Annotated in this window: 16 protein-coding genes and 3 tRNA genes; 11 read left to right on the top strand and 8 right to left on the bottom strand. The window is 54.8% G+C overall.

Annotated elements, in window-relative coordinates; genetic code table 11:
• Positions 1–64: 64 nt before the first annotated feature.
• Positions 65–1,606 carry a protein cytosolic protein gene (locus tag ACZ5M3_RS03580; RefSeq protein ID WP_464840310.1) on the top strand — a complete coding sequence of 514 codons (1,542 nt, stop codon included), beginning with the start codon at positions 65–67 and terminating at the stop codon, positions 1,604–1,606.
• Here ACZ5M3_RS03580 and ACZ5M3_RS03575 read toward each other — a convergent pair.
• Positions 1,603–2,103 carry a type II toxin-antitoxin system VapC family toxin gene (locus ACZ5M3_RS03575; protein ID WP_464841077.1) on the bottom strand — a complete coding sequence of 167 codons (501 nt, stop codon included), beginning with the start codon at positions 2,101–2,103 and terminating at the stop codon, positions 1,603–1,605. The genes ACZ5M3_RS03580 and ACZ5M3_RS03575 overlap by 4 nt on opposite strands.
• Before the next feature lie 62 nt (positions 2,104–2,165).
• Here ACZ5M3_RS03575 and ACZ5M3_RS03570 point away from each other — a divergent pair, with 62 nt between their 5' ends.
• Positions 2,166–2,930 carry a LamB/YcsF family protein gene (locus ACZ5M3_RS03570; protein WP_464841076.1) on the top strand — a complete coding sequence of 255 codons (765 nt, stop codon included), beginning with the start codon at positions 2,166–2,168 and terminating at the stop codon, positions 2,928–2,930.
• On the opposite strand, the gene ACZ5M3_RS03565 is transcribed toward ACZ5M3_RS03570, so the two are convergent.
• On the bottom strand, positions 2,927–4,375 hold the full coding sequence (locus ACZ5M3_RS03565) for a hypothetical protein (RefSeq protein ID WP_464840309.1): 1,449 nt from the start codon (positions 4,373–4,375) through the stop codon (positions 2,927–2,929). The genes ACZ5M3_RS03570 and ACZ5M3_RS03565 overlap by 4 nt on opposite strands.
• 119 nt (positions 4,376–4,494) lie before the next feature.
• Between ACZ5M3_RS03565 and pxpB the strand changes: the two genes are divergently transcribed.
• Together pxpB and ACZ5M3_RS03555 are read left to right on the top strand one after the other, a co-directional pair.
• The gene (pxpB, locus tag ACZ5M3_RS03560) at positions 4,495–5,199 is read left to right on the top strand and encodes a 5-oxoprolinase subunit PxpB (protein ID WP_464840308.1); all 705 of its coding nucleotides are present in this window, start codon (positions 4,495–4,497) and stop codon (positions 5,197–5,199) included.
• Positions 5,192–6,196, top strand: coding sequence for a 5-oxoprolinase subunit C family protein (locus ACZ5M3_RS03555; protein ID WP_464840307.1), 1,005 nt, complete (start codon positions 5,192–5,194; stop codon positions 6,194–6,196). Before pxpB ends, ACZ5M3_RS03555 begins: the two co-directional genes overlap by 8 nt.
• Here the strand turns inward: ACZ5M3_RS03555 and ACZ5M3_RS03550 are convergent.
• Both ACZ5M3_RS03550 and ACZ5M3_RS03545 read right to left on the bottom strand, forming a co-directional pair.
• Positions 6,193–6,627, bottom strand: a complete 435-nt coding sequence (locus ACZ5M3_RS03550; RefSeq protein ID WP_464840306.1) for a UPF0179 family protein — start codon at positions 6,625–6,627, stop codon at positions 6,193–6,195. The two genes, ACZ5M3_RS03555 and ACZ5M3_RS03550, sit on opposite strands and share 4 nt — an antisense overlap.
• Positions 6,628–6,657: 30 nt before the next feature.
• On the bottom strand, positions 6,658–7,698 hold the full coding sequence (locus ACZ5M3_RS03545) for an NAD(P)-dependent glycerol-1-phosphate dehydrogenase (RefSeq protein WP_297091315.1): 1,041 nt from the start codon (positions 7,696–7,698) through the stop codon (positions 6,658–6,660).
• A gap of 73 nt (positions 7,699–7,771) precedes the next feature.
• On the opposite strand from ACZ5M3_RS03545, the gene ACZ5M3_RS03540 reads away from it, so the two are divergent.
• Genes ACZ5M3_RS03540 through ACZ5M3_RS03530 form a run of 3 tightly spaced genes read left to right on the top strand, consistent with a single transcriptional unit; the run spans position 7,772 to position 9,960 of the window.
• Complete coding sequence (locus ACZ5M3_RS03540; RefSeq protein WP_464840305.1) at positions 7,772–8,584, top strand: DUF63 family protein; 813 nt, start codon at positions 7,772–7,774, stop codon at positions 8,582–8,584.
• Between the two features lies 1 nt (position 8,585).
• On the top strand, positions 8,586–9,356 hold the full coding sequence (locus ACZ5M3_RS03535; protein ID WP_464840304.1) for a bifunctional fructose-bisphosphatase/inositol-phosphate phosphatase: 771 nt from the start codon (positions 8,586–8,588) through the stop codon (positions 9,354–9,356).
• A complete protein-coding gene (locus tag ACZ5M3_RS03530; RefSeq protein ID WP_464840303.1) occupies positions 9,346–9,960 on the top strand; it encodes a rhomboid family intramembrane serine protease in 615 nt (204 codons plus the stop codon). Before ACZ5M3_RS03535 ends, ACZ5M3_RS03530 begins: the two co-directional genes overlap by 11 nt.
• 105 nt (positions 9,961–10,065) lie before the next feature.
• Here ACZ5M3_RS03530 and ACZ5M3_RS03525 read toward each other — a convergent pair.
• A tRNA-Leu gene (locus ACZ5M3_RS03525) sits at positions 10,066–10,153 on the bottom strand.
• A gap of 110 nt (positions 10,154–10,263) precedes the next feature.
• Here ACZ5M3_RS03525 and ACZ5M3_RS03520 point away from each other — a divergent pair.
• Positions 10,264–10,341, top strand: a tRNA-Lys gene (locus tag ACZ5M3_RS03520).
• A 69-nt stretch (positions 10,342–10,410) separates the two neighbouring features.
• Positions 10,411–11,625 carry a DEAD/DEAH box helicase gene (locus tag ACZ5M3_RS03515; RefSeq protein WP_464840302.1) on the top strand — a complete coding sequence of 405 codons (1,215 nt, stop codon included), beginning with the start codon at positions 10,411–10,413 and terminating at the stop codon, positions 11,623–11,625.
• Here the strand turns inward: ACZ5M3_RS03515 and ACZ5M3_RS03510 are convergent.
• Positions 11,600–12,775 carry a transglutaminase-like domain-containing protein gene (locus ACZ5M3_RS03510; RefSeq protein WP_464840301.1) on the bottom strand — a complete coding sequence of 392 codons (1,176 nt, stop codon included), beginning with the start codon at positions 12,773–12,775 and terminating at the stop codon, positions 11,600–11,602. The genes ACZ5M3_RS03515 and ACZ5M3_RS03510 overlap by 26 nt on opposite strands.
• A gap of 118 nt (positions 12,776–12,893) precedes the next feature.
• Here ACZ5M3_RS03510 and ACZ5M3_RS03505 point away from each other — a divergent pair.
• Positions 12,894–13,001: transfer RNA gene (locus ACZ5M3_RS03505), tRNA-Met, on the top strand.
• A 112-nt stretch (positions 13,002–13,113) separates the two neighbouring features.
• Here ACZ5M3_RS03505 and ACZ5M3_RS03500 read toward each other — a convergent pair.
• A complete protein-coding gene (locus ACZ5M3_RS03500; protein WP_464840300.1) occupies positions 13,114–15,042 on the bottom strand; it encodes a helicase C-terminal domain-containing protein in 1,929 nt (642 codons plus the stop codon).
• A 49-nt stretch (positions 15,043–15,091) separates the two neighbouring features.
• Between ACZ5M3_RS03500 and ACZ5M3_RS03495 the strand changes: the two genes are divergently transcribed.
• Complete coding sequence (locus tag ACZ5M3_RS03495) at positions 15,092–15,436, top strand: hypothetical protein (protein WP_464840299.1); 345 nt, start codon at positions 15,092–15,094, stop codon at positions 15,434–15,436.
• Here the strand turns inward: ACZ5M3_RS03495 and ACZ5M3_RS03490 are convergent.
• The gene (locus ACZ5M3_RS03490; RefSeq protein ID WP_464840298.1) at positions 15,420–16,121 is read right to left on the bottom strand and encodes a hypothetical protein; all 702 of its coding nucleotides are present in this window, start codon (positions 16,119–16,121) and stop codon (positions 15,420–15,422) included. The two genes, ACZ5M3_RS03495 and ACZ5M3_RS03490, sit on opposite strands and share 17 nt — an antisense overlap.
• Positions 16,122–16,198 lie beyond the last annotated feature (77 nt).

The raw sequence follows: 16,198 nt of genomic DNA, 5'->3' as shown, positions 1-16,198 counted from the left end.
TGTAGCTTTTTGTACCAATATCAAATCGAAAATCTTTTATACTCGAAGTTGTTTATTAACGTCGGTGGTATCAGTGAGACGCAGGAAAATTGTTGCACTGGGTCTCGGCCTTCTGGTAATGTCCGCTATTTTCTGGGCAGTGTTCAGCACGCCGGTTGAGGCGAGCGACTACACGGAGGTTAAGATTGCCTACTATCGTACACTGCCGTTCAGGAAACCGGAAGCGAGAGTCATCCTTTCAGGCAAAGGTGTGAACACCGTCACCGTTCTCGGAATGCTTCCCAACGGCACGCCTGTTGACCTTGGTACCTACGCAGGCGGGGGCTCGATTGCGCTGGACTATAAGCGGATTGAAAGATACCTCAGAACTTGGGAGGAGCATCTCAGAAAAACCGGAACCGATCCTTCCCTTGTGAATCCCGGGATTGTTCTCCTCGGCACTGGCAGTAAAAAGGACGGGCTTGGCTATTTTGTCAAGGGAGTGCCCCTGAACCTCGGGGAAGTTCTTAGGGGAAGGAGCTTCAGGGTGTCGATCGTCGGCGGTTTTCACCCGCTGATCTCTGCAAGGGAGCTTGAGAACTTAAACAAAACTGCGGACATCTCGGGGAAAACGGCCGGTGTTGATTCCTTCCCTCCGGGTTCATTTCCAGAAGAGTGCTACCCCGGTCCCTACGGAACTTCGGTCTGCTTTGACTGGGTACTCGAAAAGGTGTACGACACAAGGGACAACACGGTGATACCTCTGGCTGCCGCTTTCTTGAACGGTGACGTGGGAGAAATTGACGACGTTCTCCTTAGAGAGCAGTTTAGGTCTTCCAGAACCCTGGGCGTTGAGATAGGCTTCTCCGCTGTTGCGGCAGTTGACAGGAGCGGCACGGGAGCAAACTACGAGGCCCAAATAGCGGGGATGGTGTACACGCTCAAGGGAACGAGGCTGTGGCTTAATAAGGTGGTGAGGATTAGGGGAGAAAACATAAGGCGGCCAACAGTCGTGGGGATAGGAATCAGGGGCGACATCGCCCTTGCCAGATACAGGCTCTACCGCGGAAAAACTCCCCTGAAAGTCACTATGTACGTTGTGATGGCCCAGCCCGAAATCCGCAACGGGAAGCTGGTTCCCGCGTGGGGCAAGGAGGACGGCCCTCCCTCAAGGTACGGGGGCACGTTCAGAAGGGCAATGTACTACATCGAGCGCTACTGGAGGTCGGGCTTTACCGTCAAGTCAGAGGACTTCATTGAGGTCAACAACCTCGAAGTTTCCCAGAGCGTCTCGACAATACCGCTGTTCAGTTTGGCCGCTCCCGTACTGCCGAAACTTAAGGGACCAATTGGAACGGATGTGTATCCAATACTGCTCTCAGCCGGTGTCGGCGTGACCAAATACCGCTCCGAGTATGCACTCGTGGGCATAACAGTGGAACTAAAACACAGCTACAGGAAGCTCTCTGGCACGTTCTACAAGAGCCCAGTCCGCTTTGAATATGATGGAAACGAGTACTGGCTCAGCTCAATGTATGCAGATGTTACGGTCTTCCCGTCGTTCAGTTCAAAATGCAACCCCCGCACAGGGATCTGCCCAGAAGGTGGCGGGACATCAGAGGGCTAATGGCCCTTCATCTTTTTTCTCCTTCTCCTCGGTATCAGCCTCACAGGACTGCCACAGTCGGGGCATGCGCCATCAGGCGGCATCTCCCTAAACTTCCTCCCGCAGCCGATGCAGACGTAGTTCCAGCGGATGACCTTCTTTATCCCGCGCTTCAGGGTTCTGAACTCTATTCCCAGTGTTTTTGCGATGTTCTGGAGGTTGTAGTCGTCGGTGAAGAGGACTCCATTGAGCTCGTAGGCGAGTGCGAGAACCTCGATATCTGCTTCACTCAGCTCTCCGAGCTCGCCTGTCTTTTTTGCCGCTTCTTTCACCCTTTCAAGGCTCTCCTTTGAGGGAAGAAGAACCTTAACCTTGCCCGCGCTGATGAGACCTTCGAGGAAAAGCCTCGACTCGGGGTCCCTCACCTCCTCGACGACCTTCGGCGTCGTGACCCCCTCAACGTCCATCCCCTGAATGAAGATCGCGGCATCGATCACCTGGACTTTCCCCTTTTCCATCATGGTGCCAACTCGGAGAAACCCTTTTTTAGATTTCCGTCGAAAGGGGAGCGGTGGTGGGAATGAAGGTCGACCTGAACTCGGACCTGGGCGAGAGCTTCGGCCGCTATAAGCTGGGCCTCGACGAGGAGGTGATGAACTACATCACGAGCGCCAACGTCGCCACCGGCTGGCACGCCGGCGACCCGCTCGTCATGAGAAGGACTGTGGGGCTCGCGAAGGAGAAAAACGTCGCAGTTGGCGCACACCCCGGTTACCCTGATCTGCTTGGCTTTGGAAGACGCTACATGAAGCTCACTCCTGAGGAAGCGAGGAACTACATACTTTACCAGATAGGGGCACTCTACGCCTTCGTTAAAGCGGGAGGTCTTGAGATCCAGCACGTCAAGCCGCACGGTGCCCTCTACAACGCGCTTGTTAAGGAAGAAGAGCTCGCGAGGGCCGTCATCGAGGGGGTGGCAGACTTCGATAGAAACCTCATCTTCGTCGCCCTCTCGGGTTCAAAACCTGCTGAAATAGCCGAGGAAATGGGCGTTAAGGTCGCCCACGAGGCTTTCGCGGACAGGGCATACAACCCTGACGGAACCCTCGTTTCAAGGTCGAAGCCAGGAGCAGTGATTCACGATAAGGAAGAGATAGCCGAGCGAGTTATTTCGATGGTTAAAGACGGCGGCGTTAAAGCGATAAACGGCGAATGGATTGAGCTGAAGGTGGACAGCATCTGCGTCCACGGCGACAACCCGAAGGCTGTGGAGATAGCGGCCCACATCAGGAAAGTCCTTGAGGGGGAGGGAGTTAAGGTAGTGCCGATGGGGGAGATTGTTTAATTTTCTTGACTATTAGTGTTTAGATTCCTGATTGCCGATTCAAAGAACTCTATTTGCTCTTTTGTCTTTAGACTGAATTCTTTATTTCCAATTACGAGTCTTGTTCCAGAGACTTCTATTGAGTATCCAAATGTCTTCAGTTTCTGAAACAACACAACCAAATTTTCTGATATTTTCGTTGTTAATGTAGTCCAGTGTATTTTGTCCCATTTATTCATCAAATATTCCACAAATGCCAAAGTTATATCGTAAACTTCAAGCCCTAAAGGAAGTTTTTCAAGTTCAAAATCGAACATATTTGTGAGTATTTGTGGGTATCTCTTCAAAACTTCAACGGCTTTTTCGTAGAGTCTGACTTTGTCATGTAAGGATACATAATACTGGGTATCACCAGGATAATAAAGAGCAAGTTCTATCAACTTGGGAACTGAAGTCAGAGGCTTTTCAAGTATTCCGGCGAGATTATTATAAATGTGTTCTAAAACTAATTTACATTGTGGCTCTCTGTTTAATTTCATATGTTCAAAATTGGAAACTTTGAACTCCAATAGTTTGTCTAATGCTGAGGACAACATTTCTTTTTCAATTTTTTTAAACTCAAGATCAATCTTTGAAAGTTCTTCCAAATTTCTAATAAAGTCCTCAAATGCAGGATAGATGAAAAAGTAGTTATTAACTAGTACTTCTCCCAAATTTTCAAAAATGCTTCTGACGCTAAATACTAAAGTTGGATCTTTTTGATGTGCTTCCTTGATGGGAATCACCACAGAGGAAGGAATCCAGTACTTAAACAAAGCTTCAAGTTGTGGACCGAGTACATCCACTTGTATCCAAGTATGGAGTCTCCACCACTGAGGATCCCAGTACTCAGCATATTCGATAGATTTTGAAATTTCATTAGCAACATTTGCGGTCTGATAATTGGAATTTGGTTCACTAAGGGAAACTTTTATTAGATCCAACATTGCATGAAGGTACGGGAAAACTTCCCAAGGATTTCCGTTGGTTTTTTTAAGGATACTAGCTAGTGCTCTTCCATCCTTTGATACCATCTTTGCTATTGTTGCTGGAGATATTGTGAATAATACTTTGAGCTTTGAGAATACATACTGTACTAGTAAGACACTCATGACAAGCCATAAAAATGATACGACTGCTATAACGAGAGAACCTGCACTTTTGATGTTTACGAATCGTATTGCAAAACTTGTGACTAACAACAAAAAAGTTAGACTAATAATGTCAGAGATATAATCCTCCAAAATAGGCTTAGCGTATTCCTTGTATGCAGTCTGAATATGAATGGCACCGATGGATGTCATAACAACTACAAGTGTCAGGAATACCTGAAAGAACAGGTCTACAAATTGCACTAAATCGTCCCGGCGAAGATCAACTCCAAACAAATAAAACATTCCCACAACCATGCCAGTGAAGAGCAACATAAGTAGTGTACCCCAATATGTGGTGATGAATCCTTTGATGTCACTCAGTAAGATCATAGAGCTCCCCCAATCTCACTGAGAGGTCAAGTGTTTTAAACATAATCTTTGTAACGCTGACTATGGAGGGAATAAAGGTGGAAATCAAACCCGCCGGCGACTCCGCCCTTCTCATAAGTTTCGGTGAGGTCATAGACGATTATGTAAACGACCGCGTCCACGCGATAGCGAGTGCGGTTGAAAAAGCATCCCCAGACTGGCTCGTTGAGGTTGTGCCTTCGTATTCCTCCCTCCTCGTGGTCTACGACCCACTCAAAGCAGGCTATGAAACGGTAGAAAAGGCGATTAAAGGCTTCTTGGATGTCAAAATCGAGGCCTTTGAGGGCAGGCTCGTCGAGGTTCCCGTCGTTTACGGCGGTGAGTACGGGCCGGATATAGACTTCGTGGCGGAACACAACGGCCTGAGCGTCGACGACGTCATCGAGATACATTCCAGACCGACATACCGCGTCTACTTCTTGGGGTTTCTCCCGGGCTTCGCCTACCTCGGCGGCATGGATGAGAGGATCTCCGTCCCGAGGCTCGAAAAGCCCCGCCTGAAGGTTCCCGCCGGCTCTGTGGGGATAGCGGGAAAGCAGACGGGCATCTACCCCCTCGAAAGCCCCGGCGGCTGGCGGCTGATAGGTAGAACGCCACTGAGGCTCTTTAACCCGGCAAAGAAGCCACCGACGCTCCTCCAGCCGGGGGACAGGGTGAAGTTCGTCCCAGTAGATGAGGAGGAATTCAGCGAGTTGTATGGAGAGGAGTGGGGGCAGGAAAATGATTGAACTCATCAAAGTCCCCTCGCTCTTAACCGTTCAGGACTCCGGGAGGGAGGGATACAGAAAGCTCGGCGTCCCGGTTTCTGGCTTCATGGATTATGTCTCGGCAAGAATCGCCAACTACCTCGTTGGAAATCCCGGAGATGCGCCCCTACTTGAGTTCCTCCTCACCGGGCCGACGGTAAGGTTAAACGCTTCCTGTGTCTTTGCCGTTGCGGGAGACGCTGAGGTGAGGCTCAACGGGGCTCCAATAAAACCCTGGACGAGCCACTGGGCGAAGAGAGGGGACATCCTCGAAGTCGGAACTTTGAGAAGCGGCCTTTACGGCTACATCGCCTTCGCCGGCGGCATTAAGTGCGAGAAACTTTTGGGAAGCTGCTCTGTCTACCCCAAGACAGGTCTTGGACGGCCGCTGAAGGCCGGGGATGTGCTGAACCTCGGCTACGCGGTACTGACCGGAAAGGAGGGGAGGTACCTTCCTCCGGAGCTGAGACCCGACTATTCGGCTAAGGAAAAGACCGTCCGCGTCGTTCTCGGCCCGAACCTCGACCACTTCACCGAAGAGGGAGTAGAGACCTTCCTGAGTGAGGTCTACACGGTAACTCCCGAGTCCGACAGGATGGGTTACCGGCTGGACGGGCCGGTGGTGGAGCACTCGCGGAGGGGAGCCGACATAGTTACGGAGCCCCTGCTGCCCGGAACAGTCCAGATTCCAGCGAGTGGAAAGCCGATAGTGATGATGCGCGACGCCCAGACGACCGGCGGCTACGCGAAGATAGGGGTTGTTGCCTCAGCTGACCTGCCGAGGGTGGCGCAAAGCAGGCCGGGCGAGAGGCTGAGGTTTGAGGCAGTGAGCGTCGATGAAGCCCGGGAGCTTCTGATCAGACGTGAGAGAACCCTGATGGCAATCAGAGACTTCCTTGACGGGAAGATGCGCGCGTACAGGATGAGAACGGGGGGAGAAGAGCTGGTTGCATTCACAAAAGTGGAAAGAGAGGGTTAGTCCTTCCTGCGCATGACCTTAACGACCTTGTAGGTCTTGCCGTCGCACTCGACGTCGCCGAGGATTTCTATTATTTTGACGCTGTCGCCGTCGAAGAGCCCCTCCGGCCGGAACAGGTCAGCCTTTTCCTTGTCGCTGCAGTCCGCAAGGTGGAGCTTAATCACCGAGCCCGCTATGGCCAGCCTTGGCTCTATTGCAACTTCAACGCTCGGCTCGACCACCTCGACGACGCGAACCTTGCCCTCGTGAAGCGGGCAGGAGTGAGAGGGCATGCTCCTTACCCGGAGGATTTTATACCTCCTGCCGGGTTCGAGGTTTCCGACGCAAACTCCTGCGAGCTTGCACGTCTTGCACGGTTCTGCCGGGCCGTAATATATGAATTCGACTCCAGGTCTTGCCAGCTTTTCCCCAACTAACGTGATTATTGCCATTCCAAACACCTCCGTAGTGAGTGATGATCTTCAGATGACTCCGGTGATTTTAGCGGCCTTTTCGGCGGCTTCTCGCGTGAGACCGTCCTTCCCTAGGATCGTGTACCTCTCGGGCCGTATCGTATGGGCGATCGTCAACGCCTCGATTATATACTCCGGGTCGATCCCAAGCTCGTATGCGTTAGTTGGCGCTCCGACCTTCTTTAAGGTTTCCCTAATTTTTTCCCACCTGAGGCCGTGGAGGTAGGCCATTATTATCGTCCCAACGCCGACCTGCTCGCCGTGCAGAGCCGGTTTCGGCGCTATAGCATCGAGCGCGTGGCTGAAGAGGTGCTCTGCACCGCTTGCAGGCCTCGAAGAGCCCGCTATGCTCATGGCCACGCCGCACGAGATGAGGCCCTTCACCACCTTCCTCACGCTCTCCTCGTTGCCGAGGCGTATTATGTCTGCATTCTTTATCACCATCTTGGCGCTCATCAGGCTCAGCGAGGCCGCGTACTCGCTGTAGTACTCGCCCTTTATCCTGTGGGCCAGCTGCCAGTCTTTAACCGCGGTCAGGTTGCTTATCATGTCGCCAACTCCCGCTGCGAGGTAGCGGTAGGGGGCGGTCTTGATGACCCTGACGTCGGCTATCACCGCCACGGGCGGCACGGCCTTGACGGACGTCTTGGTTCCGAGGTCCCTGATGGATGCATTTGCGCTTGCTATTCCGTCGTGTGAGGCCGTTGTCGGGAAGCTTATGAAGGGAACCCCGGCTTTAAACGAGGCGAGCTTGGCGACGTCTATGATGCTTCCCCCGCCAACTGCTATGAGCCAGTCAGCGTTACCGTCCCTAATTTTAGCGAGGGTTCGCTCAACCTCTTCCATGCTGGCCTCCCTGATCACCAGCGCGCTCACATCGAACGACTCCCGGAGGCTCTTCTCAATATCCTTCCCGGCTATCTCTTTAGTCTTCGGTCCGTAGAGAACTAGGGCCCTCTCGCCCAGACCGAGCCTCTTCGCGACATTAACGGCCTCTCCCCTCAGATTTTCGCCCAACAGCACCTCTCTGGGCAGCTGCATCAGATGCATCTCAACCACCGTCCTAATAACTATGGGTGGGAAAAGCTTTAAGGCTATCGGAACAACAGTCTATGGTGGTAGAATGGGGCTCTACGAGTTCTTTTACGAGTACTTCATCAGGCCGATACAGGAGAACCAGGGCTACAACCCTGTGAACACGGTTGTTTACGCTGTAATCCTGGGCATAGCCGTGATACTCCTCTACAAGATGCTCAAGCGGATGGGGATAAAGGTCGACGACCGCTTCTTCAAGGCGCTCATTCCGTACATAATCCTTGGCCCGCTGATGAGGAGCATGACGGACGTCGGGATTCTGCCCCGAACATACCTGACCGTCAGCCCTGGCGGCTACTTCGTCATAGCGGCCTTCGCAATAGCCTCCCTCTACGTCGTGTGGAAGCACGTCGGGCCGGGTGAGACACTCTACCTCCTCTACCGGGACTTCGGGTGGGTTCTGCTCGGCGGGCTCGTCTTCGTCCTAATAATAAACCTGGGAAAGGTTAACTTCAACCCTGAGGTCTTCAGGTACTTTATTCCGGCGCTGATAATAGCCGAGGCCTTCATATGGTTCGTCTCGAAGAAGCTCGCCCTCGTTAGGGACAACTCGCTCCTCTTCTACACCCACTTCTACGACGCCACAACGACGTTCGTTGGAATCCAGTTCCTCGGCTTCTGGGAGCAGCACGTCCTCGCGAGGTGGCTGATGGACACGTTCGGGACGCCGATGGTTATATACGCCGAGAAGTTTCTGATACTGCTGCCCATCGTGTGGATACTGGACAGGGTCATGGCGGACGAAGACCCGGATTTGATAAACTTCGTGAAGCTTACGATGTTCATCCTCGGCTTTGGGCCGGGAACGAGAAATCTGCTGATAATGCTTATGGGTGGTTGATATGGAGATTCCATGGAACGAGGTTGCCCTAGAAATGGCGAGGGAAGTTGAGAAGGAAGTAATGCCCCTCTTTGGCACTCCAAGGGCCGGGGAGGCGATAGGAGAGAACGTCAGCGGAGACGTTACCAAGTACGTTGACAAGGTGGCTGAGGACGTTGTTCTGAGCAGGCTTCAGCCATTGGGTGTTAACGTCGTCAGCGAGGAAATAGGCTTCATAGACAACGGGAGTGACTACACGGTCATCGTTGACCCGATAGACGGCTCCTACAACTTCGCCGCGGGGATACCGATATTCGCCTTCAGCTTTGCGGTCTTCAGGAGGAACAAACCCGTCTACGGTGCGATATACGAGTTTGTCAGAAGGACGTTTTACGAGGCCCTTCCGGGAGAAGGCGCTTACATGGACGGAAGGCCCATAAGGGTCAGAAAACCCGAGCGCGGAAAGGAAGCTCTGAGCTTCTACACGCGCGGCAGGTGTCTGGGCCTAATAGAGAGGGTCAAGCGGGTTCGGGTTCTCGGAGCCATAGCGGTCGAGCTGACGTACCTCGCCAAGGGCGCCCTCGACGGCGTCTTGGACATAAGGAACTACGTGAGGACGACTGACATAGCCGCAGGGGTGCTCATAGCCAGGGAAGCCGGGGCGATAGTCACCGACGAAGGTGGAAGGGAGCTGGAGCTGAGGCTCGATGCGACCACCAAGACGAACATCATAGCCGTCAACGACCGCTACCTGCTCGACATGATTCTGGAGGAGCTGGAAAATGAGCCTTGAGGGCTACTTCCACCGCTACGGAAAGGCGACCTTTACCCTCTTCCTGATAAACGTCTCGGTCTACGCCTTGGAGTCAATACTCAGCGGAAACCCTTTCAGCATAAGCATCGAAGTTCTGGCGAGGCTCGGCCAGTGGAACTATGCCGTCCTCAACTACGGCTGGTGGTGGCAGCTGATCAGCGCGATGTTCGTTCACGTGGGCATACTCCACATAGGCTTCAACATGTACTTTCTCCTGATGATGGGCAGGCAGCTTGAGGGGATCCTCGGGCCGAAGCGGCTCGTCATGGTCTATCTAGTCTCGGGTCTCACAGGAAACCTGCTGACTCTCTTCCTGCTGCCCGCCAACTCGGTCAGCGCCGGCGCGAGCGGCTCGCTCTTCGGCATAGTGGGGGCGCTGATACTCATAACCGGCGTTGTCGGAGGGAACATGCAGGCCGCGCTGATAAACGCCTTTGTGCTCTTCCTGATAAACAGCCTGCTGCCGAGCGTCAACGTCTACGCCCACCTGGGCGGGCTGCTCGTTGGAATGGCCATAGGCTACTACTACGGCCGGCGGATCAAGAGGCACCTGATGGCGAGGATGTACGGCTACGGATGGTAGCTCCTCCCCTGAACCGGCCGTTTTTATATTTTCATCGTTATGCGCCAAAAGCGGTGTCGTGACATTTTGGGGTTTCTGTGATGATCCGGAGCAAGAAAAGTTTTCTGGTGCGGGGGCGGGGATTTGAACCCCGGAACCCCTACGGGACGGGACCCTCAATCCCGCGCCTTTGACCAGGCTCGGCAACCCCCGCGTTGCCAAAGTATAACGCTCGGAGAGGCTTTATAAAGTTTTCCCTGCCCCCTTTCCGGCCTCTGACCAAAAAATTTATAAAGCAACCTCCCGTCTATGAGTTCGGGTTGAGGGCCGGTAGCTCAGCATGGTTAGAGCGCGGGACTCTTAATCCCGTGGTCGGGGGTTCGAATCCCCCCCGGCCCGCCAGACCGCGTTTCTTCTCGACGCGTTCCGTTTGAGAAGGGATGCGTTTGAGCAACGTAAGGAGTTAGGAAAATGAGTTTTGAAAGCTTAGGCTTATCCGAGGCCACGTTGGTGGCGGTTAGAGAGAAGGGTTTTGAGACCCCAACGGACATCCAGAGGGAGGTTATTCCGCGTCTCCTATCGGGCGACGTGGATATAATCGGCCAGTCCCAGACGGGAACGGGGAAGACTGCTGCCTTTGCACTGCCGATAATCGAGGCTATTGACCCGAAGATAAAGGCCGTTCAGGCGATAATCCTCACACCCACAAGGGAGCTGGCACTTCAGGTCGCGGATGAAATCAAGAGCCTCCGCGGGAGGAAGAGGGTCTACGTCTATGCAATCTATGGCGGCCAGCCGATAGGGCCGCAGATAAGGGCGCTTGAGCGGGGCACCCACGTTGTCGTTGGAACCCCCGGGAGGGTTCTCGACCACATAAGGCGGGGCACTCTTGATTTAAGCGGCGTTAGGTTCTTCATCCTCGACGAGGCAGACAGGATGCTCGACATGGGCTTCATAGACGACATAGAGGCGATTTTCAGGGAGACGCCGGGGAGAAAGAGGGTGCTGATGTTCTCGGCGACGATGCCCCCGGAGATTAGGAGGCTCGCGGGGCGCTACATGGGGGACTATGAGGTGATAAGCGTCAGCAGCGACGAGCTCGTGCCCGAGATGGTGGATCAGGAGTACATAGAGGTCGTCCCCGCGAGGAAGTTCACGGTTCTGAAGAAGATCCTCAGCGACGACTTCTACGGCATAGTTTTCTGCGCCACAAAGAGGGAAACCCGGGAGCTGAGCGAGAAGCTCAGGAGGGCTGGCTACAGCGCCGAGGCCTTGAACGGCGACATGAGTCAGGCCGCGCGCGAGAGAACCTTCTGGCGCTTCAAAACAAAGCGAACGCGGATTCTCGTTGCTACTGACGTCGCCGCGCGCGGCTTGGACGTCCGGGACATAAGCCACATCGTCAACTACTCCCTGCCCATGACGGCCGAGGACTACGTTCACCGGATAGGGAGAACCGGCAGGATGGGCAGGCGGGGAAGGGCGATGACCTTCATAATGCCCGGCGAGTTCAGGAGGCTGCGATACATCGCCCAGGTCGCGGGCGTCGAGATAAGGAAGTCCGAGCTCAGCGAGGAGATACCGAGGGAGTACCGGGAGAGGTACGAGCACGGCCGCTCGAACGCTTACAGGAGAAACGGGAGAAGGAACTCCCGCTATTCTAAGAACTCCCGAGGTAGATGGTGAGGACGAGGTCCTCGCCCTCTACCCTGACCTCTATCCAGACCGCGTCGCTCTTCTGGACGTAGCCCGCGAATTCCCGGTCTGAAAGCATCTGAGATAGCAGCCACTCGGCGTACTGTTCGTGGAAGAACGGGTGGTAGTAGTCGGCCAGGTTGTAGTAAGTGACCCCCCACGTCCAGCCGGCCCTGTATCCCCTAGGAAGCTTTCCATCGGAGAGGCTGGTCAGGGATTCGTCGGCCTTCAGGCCGAACCCTTCGTAGAGCAGGTTCATCATCGAGACCGCGAGGTTCCTCGCGTCCCCATTGCCCATGGTGTAGTCCTGGTTCAGGAACTCCTCGCCGGTGACGACGCCGAGAACCTTTACGCTGGCCTTTCCTTCGCCGGGTGTTATCTCGTAGAGCGTGGCGTTGATTATCTTACTCCCCTGCCGCTCCCAGTAGCGGTAGTAGGCGCCCAGGTCCATGGGCGGAAGGTGCTGGTCCAGGGCGAAGTACCAGCCGTTTATCTTTACCAGGGCCGTCGCGTGCCCCAAATCGGTTAGGTTTATTGCCATCGCGTAGACCGGGGAGTAGTTCATGGCCAGTAGCAGGGCATCCGTGAGAACGGTGTAGTCGGTGCATATGCCCTTCCGCAGCATTATCGTCTCGTAGGGGGTCTGAATCGTGTTGTTCTGTCCCTCGACGACCTCCTGCCGCCCGTCGGGGTATATTATTACCTTGGCGAAGGGCTGCTTGGCCTTCTCCCAGTCGTAGCTCAGCCACTCCCCTTCCCATGCAAGGATGTTCCAGGCGCTCTGGGTCAGGTCTTCGCCCTTGAGCTCCTCCGCGAGGGGTGATATGACCTCAAGCTCTTCCCTGCTCAGCATGCAGGGGAGGGCGTCCCCGAGGATGTAGCGCCAGAGTATCCCCGGACAGTTCAGTTCAGCGTCACTGGCCGGAAGGGATACCGTCGTGTTCTCCCACTTTACGAGGGGATTCGTCCAGGTCGCGGGAGGCGTGGTGCTCGACGTTGGGGTCGATGAGGCCGAAACTCCCGAAGTCGTGGGGGAATGTTCCGTGCTTCCGGGCGTTTCGGTCGCTGGAGTGGCCGAGAGGCAGCCGGCAACGATGACCATGAACGCGATGACAATTGCCGCGAGGACTCTCCTCATCATGAAACTAACTTGGAGGATGTGCTTATAAACAACTCCCCGACAGAGAAGCACCGGATTCGTGCCCATCGAAAGATTTAAAAATGCCCTCCTGAAGGTATAACCCGGGCGCTCGGGCAGTGCCGGGGTAGCTTAGCCTGGTCAGAGCGCTCGGCTCATAGGGCCGCTCCCCTTCGGGGGAGCCTGAGAAACCGAGAGGTCCGGGGTTCAAAGCCCCGCCCCGGCACCATTGCAACCTTTTCTGGTGTAACCGTTGACGGAAAACTGCGTGAGTCCCTAAGAGTGCCCGCGAGCTTTGGGCTTTGCTATCCCCTGGGAGAGTCCCTGGACAAAAACTTTCCTCAACGCGTTCCCCAGAACCTCCTCAGGTACAGCCTCATCCTCGCCCGGTCAACGGGCCTCATGCTTTCGCGCATCCAGTCCGGCAGGTCTTTCTTTATCGAGCTCCAGAGCAGACGGTAGTCGAGAATTATTATGGACCCCTTCTCCTCTGCGGAGCGGTGAACCCTTCCCGCGGCCTGGACGAGCTTCCTGTGGGCGGGGAGGTAGTACCCATAGTATCGTCCCTTCCCCGGGAACTTCCTCTCGAAGTACCGTATCTGGGCCTGAACCCTCGGTGTCGGCCTTGCGTAGGGTATGCCCACGAGCACGACCCCGTTCATCTCGTCGCCGCTGTAGTCCTGCCCCTCGCTGTTTCTGCCCCCCATGACCCCGAGGAGCACTGCCCCCCTCCCCTTGGCGTGGGCCTTGAAGCTCGCTATCATCGCATCGTTCTCGGCGGAGCTGACACCCTGCTTCTCAATGAATATAGCCTTACCGGTCTCCTCAAGGCGAACCTGGAGGTTTGCTGAGAGAAGCCCCTGGAGAACCTCGTATGAAGCAGTGAAGACTCCGACGTTCTTCGGTATGAGCCTGGCCGCCTCGGCGATGTACTCCACCATGCGCCGGTAAACTGCCAGCGAACGCTCGTCGCCCCTCGTTGAGACGTCCCTTGCAACCAAAACCTGCGCGTTTTCCCGCCTTACCATCCTCGGGAACTTCTTCATCCGGGCGTTTTCGATGCCCATGACGTCGCGAAAGGCCTCCATCGGGGTGAGTGTCCCGGACATGAAGACAGCGCTCTGGACGTTTCTGATAAAGCTCAGCGCTTTCGAGGGATCAAGCGCCACGAGCTCAAGACTCAGCCCCCTGTCCCTGCTCATGAGGAAGAGATAGTCCTCCCGTCCAATGAGCGAGAGCCAGAAGAGAAGGAACTCTCCGATTCTGCCTATGTACGAGCGGGGCGGTTTGCCCTTCTCTATCCTGTCCTCCCTTATCGCGTCACCGACCGCCACCATGTCGTTGAGTATCCGGACGAGCCCCCGGGTGTCGAGGTTCAGGATGTCAACGACGTGCGCAAAGACCAGTTCCGGCTGGATCGGAGTCTCCTGAACATCCCTGTCCTTGAGCCTCTCGTCGTAGAGTATCTCCAGCCCCCTGGCAAAGATGCTGAGGAAGTTGGCTATCTCGTGCTCGTTATACTCATCAGCCTCCTTTATTGCCCTGTTCACGGTGTGTATGCTTATCCGGTCGCTTAAGGCCGAAATCGCCTGATCCGGCAGGTTATGGGCCTCGTCAAAGACCACTATCAGGTCGGAGTAGTCAACGTCGAGGGAGCTTATGAAGTTCTCCCTGATGGTGGGGCTGAGCAGGTACAGGTAGCTGGCAACTATGACGTCCGCCCTCTCCGCTACCCTCCTGGTTAAATCGTAGGGGCACAGCTCCAGAGTCTCCGCGTAGCTCAGCATCTCCGCCGGATGGCTCGGCTCGCCCAGGAAGAACTTCACCAGTTCGTCAAACTCCGTCTTTTTCTTCTTCTCGTTCTCGTAGAACTCACATTTGCCGAGCTTCTTGAGGTTCTTGCAGACAACCATGGCCGTGTAGGCGTCGCTCGTGAACTGGGTGAGGTAGGTGTGAAGGCAGAGGTCCTTCCTGCTCCTCAGCTCAACTCCCGAGACTGGATTCTTTCTGTTTATCGCCTTCAGCTCTTCGATGACCCTGTCCATCTGCCTGTGGGTTCTGGCCAGATAGAGAACCTTGTAGCCCATCTCCCTGGCGTAGGGCAGGATTCCAGCCAAAACGCTCACGGTCTTTCCAAAGCCTGTAGGGGCTTCGATTATAGCATTTTCCCCGTTTCTAACGGCCTCCGAGACGAGCTCTATGAACTCCCGCTGATGGGGTCTTAGGCCCTCGTAGGGAAAGTACTCGAACCCTTCACTGGTCTCGCTCATGGGAAAGAGTTTTAACGGCTCGCTTTTAACTTTTCCCCAGGTGAGAAGTGTGGACGAGAAGGACCAGAGACTCATTGAATACTCCGTGGAGGCGGTCATAATAGCCTGGCTTGCGTACCTGTTCTTCTATCAGAACTTCCTGCTTCATACGTGGCACCGCGGGCTGCCCCTGCCGCCGAAATGGCCGTTCGCGGTATTCGGGATTCTTGTGGGGGCACTGTTCTTCTGGTACGAGTGGAGAAAGTTTGAGAAGGAGCTTGAACGGAAGGCGGAGGTTCCACTCAAGTCTGTCCTGCCGGTTGCTTTGAACGAGGAGAACGCAAACCCCGGGGAGCCCCCAGAGGAGGAGCTGCAGGACGGCGAGGCGGCTGAACCCGCTACCGGAGAACTCTGATTTCATACTTCCCCCCGGCTTCAATGCCGAGGAAGTCCTCCTCAGTAACATCCAGAACGCTCTTTTCCACCTCTATTATGGCGCTTCCGGTGGGCCTCTCATGCTCGACCCTCTCAACCAAGTCGTCTTTTATCTTTACCGAGAACCTCTCTCTTCCGTTGTTGCCGACGAGCGTGAACGAGGGCTTTCCAAGTTTCAGCCTCACGTACCTGATTATGGGGGGCAGAAGGTACGGGTCAAAGTCCTGAACAACGAAATCCGTGGGAGAGCCGATGATCCTTGGCGCTGCGGCTTCATAGCTCTCGGCCATCCTGGCCAGAGTTTTGCCTGACTCTGCGGCGAGGAAGCGCAGCTTTTTCCTCAACCTCCTTTCTCCGGCTATATCGGCTGACGCCCGGGTCAGGAGAGCACCTTCGCCCGCCGTAAATGACAGTATGAGGAGGCCTCTTCTTCCCTTCATGACGTAGGTGGCGAACGGCTCGCCGAAGGTAAACTCAAGAACTCCCTCAAAATCGAACTTCATGAGGAACCTCCTGACCGACAGGCTGACGAGGGTTCTATCACTATCCCTCACAAGTTTAACCCTGTACGGAAACGATGGAAACAGCTCGCCCGGATTTCCGGCAATCGCTACCATGGATTTCCAGCTGCCCGAGAAAGGCACTTCTGCCACTTCTGATTCCATGAGGGGCACCCTTGTTCACTCGTCCCCCGTGGAGTACTCAAACTGGTTTTTAAATTTGGCGGAAGAAAAGAGGGAGA

Source organism: Thermococcus coalescens, from assembly GCF_055392585.1.
This window is presented reverse-complemented; position numbering and strand designations above follow the sequence as displayed.

Coding starts and splice junctions, on each gene's coding strand:
- ACZ5M3_RS03575 (WP_464841077.1), bottom strand. CDS start 2,103: ATGGAAAAGGGGAAAGTCCAGGTGATCGATGCCGCGATCTTCATTCAG.
- ACZ5M3_RS03515 (WP_464840302.1), top strand. CDS start 10,411: ATGAGTTTTGAAAGCTTAGGCTTATCCGAGGCCACGTTGGTGGCGGTT.
- ACZ5M3_RS03530 (WP_464840303.1), top strand. CDS start 9,346: ATGAGCCTTGAGGGCTACTTCCACCGCTACGGAAAGGCGACCTTTACC.
- ACZ5M3_RS03535 (WP_464840304.1), top strand. CDS start 8,586: ATGGAGATTCCATGGAACGAGGTTGCCCTAGAAATGGCGAGGGAAGTT.
- ACZ5M3_RS03570 (WP_464841076.1), top strand. CDS start 2,166: ATGAAGGTCGACCTGAACTCGGACCTGGGCGAGAGCTTCGGCCGCTAT.
- ACZ5M3_RS03565 (WP_464840309.1), bottom strand. CDS start 4,375: ATGTTGCTCTTCACTGGCATGGTTGTGGGAATGTTTTATTTGTTTGGA.
- ACZ5M3_RS03490 (WP_464840298.1), bottom strand. CDS start 16,121: ATGGAATCAGAAGTGGCAGAAGTGCCTTTCTCGGGCAGCTGGAAATCC.
- ACZ5M3_RS03545 (WP_297091315.1), bottom strand. CDS start 7,698: ATGCATCTGATGCAGCTGCCCAGAGAGGTGCTGTTGGGCGAAAATCTG.
- pxpB (WP_464840308.1), top strand. CDS start 4,495: ATGGAGGGAATAAAGGTGGAAATCAAACCCGCCGGCGACTCCGCCCTT.
- ACZ5M3_RS03555 (WP_464840307.1), top strand. CDS start 5,192: ATGATTGAACTCATCAAAGTCCCCTCGCTCTTAACCGTTCAGGACTCC.
- ACZ5M3_RS03500 (WP_464840300.1), bottom strand. CDS start 15,042: ATGAGCGAGACCAGTGAAGGGTTCGAGTACTTTCCCTACGAGGGCCTA.
- ACZ5M3_RS03550 (WP_464840306.1), bottom strand. CDS start 6,627: ATGGCAATAATCACGTTAGTTGGGGAAAAGCTGGCAAGACCTGGAGTC.
- ACZ5M3_RS03510 (WP_464840301.1), bottom strand. CDS start 12,775: ATGATGAGGAGAGTCCTCGCGGCAATTGTCATCGCGTTCATGGTCATC.
- ACZ5M3_RS03540 (WP_464840305.1), top strand. CDS start 7,772: ATGGGGCTCTACGAGTTCTTTTACGAGTACTTCATCAGGCCGATACAG.